Below are 6,213 nucleotides of genomic sequence, written 5' to 3'. Positions count from 1 at the left end.
GGGGGCGGGGCGGGGCGGGGGGCAGGGGGGCGGGGCGGGGGGGTGTCAGGGGGTTCTGAGGGGGGTGCGGAGTTCGGCCAGGGCGGAGGCTACGCCGTGCAGCAGGTCGGTGGCCTCGGTGAGGCGCGCGGCGGCGGGGTGGGCGGTGTCCGGGCGGGCGTTCTCGGCCACGTAGCCGGCGGCGGCCACCACCAGCCGCTCGTAGGCGGCCACCCCCTCGTTGAGCTGGGCGACCAGCGTCGCGTGCACCTCGGCGAGCGGCCCATGGGGGGCCAGTTTCAGCGCGCGTTCCACGCCGGCCACCCGGGTGGCCAGGTCGCGCAGGGAGCTGTCCGCCTCGGCGGCCTCCCGGATCGCCGGCTCGGCCAGCCCGGTCAGTCGGCCGGTCAACCCGGCCAGGGTGAGCGCGGCCCGGTCCAGCCGGGCCCACGGCTCGGCGGCGGCGGTGCCGCGCAGCGCGAGGCGGGAGCGCACCCGGCGTACCTCGGCGACGACGCCCGGGCCCACGGGCAGCCGCTCGACGGCCGCGACCAGCCGGGCCCGGGAGCGGGCCGCGGCCTCGGCCGGGTCGAGCGCCGGCGGGGGCGGCACGGCGGCGAGGGCCCGGTGGTCGATCCAACGCCAGGCGGCCACCGCGATCGCGCTGCCCGCGGCGCCGACCCAGGCCGCGTCCGGCAGGCCCAGCCCGGCGTACGGGGTCAGCACCGCGGCCGCCCCGCCGAGCCCGCCGGCCAGGACGCTCCAGCGCCGGGCCGAACGCCGCAGCTTGCCCAGCCGCCGGAAGTGTCGCGCCCGCTCGTCCGCCATCCGCTCTCCCCGTCCCGTCAGCCGGTGGTGCTCTCCCCGGTGCCACGGNCGGCTGCCCCACCGCGGGGCGCTCCTGCCGGCCGCCGAGCTGCTCGCCGGCCATACTCGACCGGATCTGCTCCAGTCTGGCCGACCCGGCCGAGTCGAGCGTCGCCTTCTGAACCTCAAGCATGCGCCCCTCGACCGAGTTGCCGGCCAGCTCGGCCCGGCCCATCGCGGTGGCGTAGCGGCGCTCGATGCGGTCCCGTACCTCGTCCAACGACGGCGTGCTGGCGGGTGCGGTCAGCGAGGACATCGACTCCAGGGACCGGGCGACGCTCTCCTGCATCTTGGCCTGTTCGAGCTGGCTGAGCAGCTTGGTGCGCTCGGCGAGCTTCTGCTGGAGGATCATCGAGTTGTTCTCGACCGCCTTGCGGGCCTGCGCGGCGGCGCCGAGCGCCTGGTCGTGCAGCGTCTTGAGGTCTTCCAGCGCCTGCTCGCCGGAGACGAGCTGGGTGGCGAGCAACTGGGCGGTCTGCTCGTAGCGCCCGGCCTCGGTCTCGTCACCCTTGCCCCGGGCCTGGTCGGCCAGCGCGAGCGCCTGCCGCGCGTTGCCCTGGAGCTGCTCCACCTCGGTCATCTGCCGGGACAGCTTCATCTCCAGCTGGCGCTGGTTGCCGATCACCGCCGCCGCCTGCTGCACCAGCGCCTGGTGCTGCCGCTGCGCCTCCTCGACGGCCTGCTGGATCTGCACCTTCGGATCGGCGTGCTCGTCGATCTTCGCGCCGAAGAGCGCCATCAGGTACTTCCAACCCTTGACGAACGGGTTCGCCATCTCCGCCTCGTCCCCTCAGTAGCGTCGCGTCTACATCGTCCCAGTCGGACGCCACTCCGGCACCCGTACGATCCTGATCAACACTACGACGCCGCCGCCAGTGCCGCCCAGGACCGAGGGGCAGGTCAGGCGGCGCAGACCACGTCCCGCTCGGCGGGGCGCACGCGGGTGCTGCGCAGCGTCGCCTTGAGCGGGGAGTCCTGCCGGACCTGGACCGCCACCGCGCCGTCGGAGGTGACCTGCCGGACGCCCCGGTTGGTCGTCTTGCGCACGGCGGTCGGGGCCACCGTCGTCGGCTCGACCGTCTCGTCGGCCACCGGCACCAGCACCCCGGGCATCTGCTCGGCCAGCGCGACCGTGTCGCTGACCTCGCGCAGCAGCTCCGACAGGCGGGCGCCGAGCGCGTCACAGATCGCGGCCAGCAGCTCGCTGGAAGGCTCCTTGTGGCCGCGCTCGATCTCGGACAGGTAGCCCAGGCTGACGTTGGCGGCGGACGAAACCTCGCGAAGGGTGCGGTGCTGCCCCTGCCGACGTGCCCGCAGTGCGTCACCGATCACCCGGCGTAGCAGGACCATCGCACCTCCCCCTGGACGGGAACCAGAATCCCCGGCCGGTCGCACCGCGCCGGGTCGTCGCCCCGGCACCGGCGTCGCCCGCCGAAGCCTTCCCGCAACCGTACCCGTTGACCGCCACGACGACATCCCACCCCGGCTCCCCAATCCGGTGGAGGACCCCGGGGCGGCGACCCCGCGGCCGGGCGCGTCGGCGGCGCGGACGCTCATCGCCGGCCGGCTCCCGCCGGATCGCCCGCCTCGGCGTCCTCGGCCTCCTGCGCGTCCTGCACGTCCTGGATCCGCTCGGCGAGCAGCCGCAGCGCCTCGATCACCGNCCGTCGGGGCCGGCGACCGCCACGTAGACCAGGCCGACCGGCTTGCCGTCCTGGGGCTCCGGCCCGGCCACGCCGGTGGTGGCCAGGCACCAGTCCGTGTCACAGCGCCGCCGCCCGCCCTCGGCGAGGGCGGCGGCCACGTCCGGGTCGACCGGCCCGCGCGCCGACAGCAGATCCTCGGGTACGCCGGCCAGCGTCGCCTTGAGTTCGGTGGCGTAGACCACCAGGCCACCCCGGTAGATCGAACTGACCCCGGCGATCTCGACGATCGCGGCGGCGAGCAGCCCGCCGGTCAGCGACTCGACCGTGGCCAGCGTCTGGCCGCACTCGTGCAGGCGGTGCACCACGGAGGCCGCCGGGCTGCCGGCGGGTCGTTGGTGTCTCGCGTCGGTGTCGCTCATGCCCGCCATCTCTTCCCGCGTCGCGACGGCTTACTCGTCCGCCGTCCGGTTCAACGCGCGGGACGACGCAGCCGCAGCGCCTGGGCGACGTAGTCGAAACCGGTGAGCACCGTGACCACCACGGCGGCGCCCATGATCCAGGGGCCGACCGGGGCCAGCGCGTCCGGCATCGGCCAGAGATACCAGGTGATCGCCAGGATCTGCAACGCCGTCTTGGCCTTACCGCCCCGGCTGGCCGCGATCACCCCGTGCCGGATCACCCAGAAGCGCAGCGCGGTGATGCCCAGCTCCCGCACCAGGATCACCACGGTCACCCACCAGGGCAGCCGGTCGTACCAGGAGAGGAGCACCAGGGCGGCCCCGGTCAGCGCCTTGTCGGCGATCGGGTCGGCGACCTTGCCCACCGAGGTGACCAGCCCGAACCGGCGGGCGATCCAGCCGTCGACCAGGTCCGTCGCCGAGGCCACCACGAAGATCACGCAGGCCGCCGTACGCCAGCCGGCGTGGCTCATCCCGGAGGCGACCACGGTGGCTGCGAACACCGGCACCAGCACCAGCCGCGTCGCGGTCAGCAGGTTGGCGGCGTTGAGCAGTGGCACGGGGGACGCCACCGACGGATCCGCTCCGGTCATGTCCGGCACCGCCCCACGTGGCTTCCCCGCTCCGTCCGGGCCCGCCGTCACCGTGTCGCGCCGGGCGCCGCCGAGATCATCTCATCCGGAACGGCCACCAGGTCGACCCCCTCGGTCGCCGTCACGGTGGCCCGGACCAGGTCACCCGGGCGGAGCGCGGTCAGATCGATGCCGCCGCCGTCCGGCGCGACCAGCGTGGTCGAACCGTCGACCTCGGGCGCCTGGTGGGCGGCCCGCCCCTCGACCACGCCGTCGGCGACGGAGTCCACCAGCACCTCCACGGTCGAGCCGAGCCGTTCCTCGGCGCGCTGCGAGCAGAGTTCGTCGGCGAGCGCGCTGAGCCGGTCGTACCGTCGCTTGACGGTGGCGGCGGAGACCTTGCCGGGCAGTCCGGCGGCCTCGGTGCCGTCCTCGTCGCTGTAGTCGAACATGCCGATCGCGTCGAGCCGCGCCTCGGTCAGGAACTCCACCAGCTCGGCCACGTCGTGGCGGGTCTCGCCGGGGAAGCCGACGATGAAGTTGCTCCGCGCGCCCGCCTCCGGGGCCAGCGCCCGGGCGGAGCCCAGCAGCTCCAGGAACCGCTCGGTGGAGCCGAACCGGCGCATCCGGCGCAGCACCGGCTCGCTGGAGTGCTGGAAGGACAGGTCGAAGTACGCCGCCACGCCGGGCGTGGTGGCGATCACCTCGACCAGGCCGGGCCGGGTCTCGGCGGGCTGGAGGTAGCTGGCCCGCACCCGGACGATCCCGTCGATCGCGGCGAGCTGCGGCAGCAGCTTCTCCAACGCGCGCGGGTCGCCCAGGTCCTTGCCGTAGGACGTGGAGTTCTCGCTGACCAGCACCAGCTCGCGGACGCCGGTCCTGGCCAGCCACTCGGCCTCGGCGAGCAGCTCGTCCGGGGTACGCGAGACGAACGCGCCGCGGAACGCCGGGATGGCGCAGAACGCGCAGCGCCGGTCGCAGCCGCTGGCCAGCTTCAGTGAGGCCACCGGGCCGGTGTCGAGCCGGTGCCGCAGCACCTGCCGCAGGTGCGCCGGGGTGTGCGCGTCGGTCTCCGGCGCGACCCGGGTCGGGGTGCCGTGCCCGGGCAGCGACACCGCCGTCTCGCGGCGCTTCACCGGGGTCAGCGGGAGCAGCTCACGCCGGTCGCGCGGGGTGTGCGCGTCGATCGACTCGCCGGCGACCACCGCGTCGAGTCGGGCGGCGATGTCCGGATAGTCGTCGAAACTCAGCACCGCCTGCGCCTCGGGGAGACTGTCGGCCAGCTCACGGCCGTACCGCTCGGCCATGCAGCCGGCGGCGACCACCTTGGCGCCGGTGTCGGCGGCGGCCAGCAGCGTCTGGATCGAGTCCTGCTTGGCCTTCTCCACGAAGCCGCAGGTGTTCACGACCACCACGTCGGCGCCCTCGCCGTCGGTGGTCACCTGCCAACCGTCGGCGTGCAGCCGGGCGGCCAGCTCCTCCGAGTCGACCTCGTTGCGAGCGCAGCCCAACGTCAGCAGCGCCACCCGGCGCGGAGAGGAGGCATCAGACACCANTTCCCTTCTCACCGCGCCGGGGTGAGCGTGCGGGCGAGGCGGTCCAGGAGGAACACCTCGGTGCCGGCCAGGCCGGTGGAGCAGAAGACCGAGATCTGGTCCGCGCCGGTCCGGGCGGGGACCGCACCGGCCAGCACCGCGCCCAGGTCGCGCAGCCGGCCCGCGTACGGCTCGACGGCGGCGAGCATCGGCGGCGCGTACGCGGCGGCCTGCCCGGGCGAGTCGGTGACCAGCAGGTCGGCGGCGTCGAGCAGGTCGGTGCCGAACTCGTGCCGGTCGACCTGCTTGAAGCCGACCGCGTTGACGTGGGTGCTGGGGGCCAGGTCGGCGGCGGCGAGCACCGGCGCGGTGCTGGTGGTGGCGATCACCACGAGATCACGGTCACGCACCGCCTCGGCGGCGGAGCCGACGGCGCGGGCCGGCACGCCCAGCTCGGCCCGGACCCGGGCGGCGAACGCCTCCCGCCGGGCAACCGAGCGGCTGTGCACGGTCACCTCGCGCAGCGGCCGGACCGCCGCTGCGGCCCACACCTGGGTCCACGCCTGGCGCCCGGATCCGATCACGCCGAGCGTGGCGGCGTCCGGGCGGGCAAGCGCGTCCACGGCCACGCCACCCAGTCCCCCGGTACGCCGCGAGCCCAGCTCCCCGCCGACGGCGATGGCGCGTACCGCCCCGGTGGTGGCGTCGTGCAGCACGACGAGTTGTCCGCTCTCCGGGTGCCCGAACGTGTCGTACGAGCGGAAGCCGTACCACTCGCCGGTGAGGTGGCCGGCGGTGAGCACCATCCGTCCCGCCCCGAGCGACGCGGACGCCCGGGGCGGAGCGATCAGCCGGCCGGCGTACGCGGCCAGCAGCGCGTCCCGCATGGCGGTCACGGCGAGCGGCGCGTCCACGGTCGCCGCGACGTCCTCGTCGGAGAAGAGCAGCGTCATGCCCCCATCCTGCAACCTGAAGTTCGCGTGAACTCCAGCCGAGGTGGGGTTCGTCACCAACGCTCTCGGCGCGACCGGTCGGTGCTAGCGTCGGGCACGGCGGCCGGTGTGCCGCCCCGGACGAGTGGTGGGCGTACCCGGTCAGGCCAAGACGTCCCGCGTGAACCGACCGCCGCCCGGCTCGACCGCGCCGGGCCCGCCCG

The 6,213-nt window shown here is 74.8% G+C and carries 5 protein-coding genes, 2 pseudogenes and 1 riboswitch; all 7 genes and pseudogenes read right to left on the bottom strand.

Annotation, left to right across the window (positions count from 1 at the left end; all coding sequences use genetic code 11):
- Positions 1-45 precede the first annotated feature (45 nt).
- Positions 46-807 (bottom strand): phage shock envelope stress response protein PspM, encoded by a 762-nt coding sequence (pspM, locus tag B1205_RS00200; RefSeq protein ID WP_089153760.1) that lies wholly within the window; start codon positions 805-807, stop codon positions 46-48.
- A 19-nt stretch (positions 808-826) separates the two neighbouring features.
- Positions 827-1,621, bottom strand: a pseudogene (locus B1205_RS00195) (PspA/IM30 family protein); the annotation flags it as partial.
- A gap of 125 nt (positions 1,622-1,746) precedes the next feature.
- Positions 1,747-2,196 (bottom strand): helix-turn-helix domain-containing protein, encoded by a 450-nt coding sequence (locus B1205_RS00190; protein ID WP_089153759.1) that lies wholly within the window; start codon positions 2,194-2,196, stop codon positions 1,747-1,749.
- Between the two features lie 203 nt (positions 2,197-2,399).
- Positions 2,400-2,911: pseudogene (locus B1205_RS00185) on the bottom strand (CinA family protein).
- 50 nt (positions 2,912-2,961) lie between these two features.
- Positions 2,962-3,543, bottom strand: a complete 582-nt coding sequence (gene pgsA / locus B1205_RS00180) for a CDP-diacylglycerol--glycerol-3-phosphate 3-phosphatidyltransferase (RefSeq protein ID WP_089153758.1) — start codon at positions 3,541-3,543, stop codon at positions 2,962-2,964.
- A 47-nt stretch (positions 3,544-3,590) separates the two neighbouring features.
- Entirely contained in the window at positions 3,591-5,090 is a 1,500-nt protein-coding gene (gene rimO / locus B1205_RS00175; RefSeq protein WP_089153757.1) for a 30S ribosomal protein S12 methylthiotransferase RimO, read from the bottom strand.
- The gene (locus B1205_RS00170; protein WP_089153756.1) at positions 5,087-6,010 is read right to left on the bottom strand and encodes an ornithine cyclodeaminase family protein; all 924 of its coding nucleotides are present in this window, start codon (positions 6,008-6,010) and stop codon (positions 5,087-5,089) included. The genes rimO and B1205_RS00170 overlap by 4 nt, the downstream gene beginning before the upstream one ends.
- Positions 6,011-6,104: 94 nt before the next feature.
- A riboswitch (guanidine-III (ykkC-III) riboswitch) is annotated at positions 6,105-6,171 on the top strand.
- Positions 6,172-6,213: the final 42 nt, after the last annotated feature.

Origin of the sequence: Micromonospora sp. NBS 11-29 (assembly GCF_002140155.1) — a bacterium.
GTDB lineage: Bacteria > Actinomycetota > Actinomycetes > Mycobacteriales > Micromonosporaceae > Micromonospora.
This window is presented reverse-complemented; position numbering and strand designations above follow the sequence as displayed.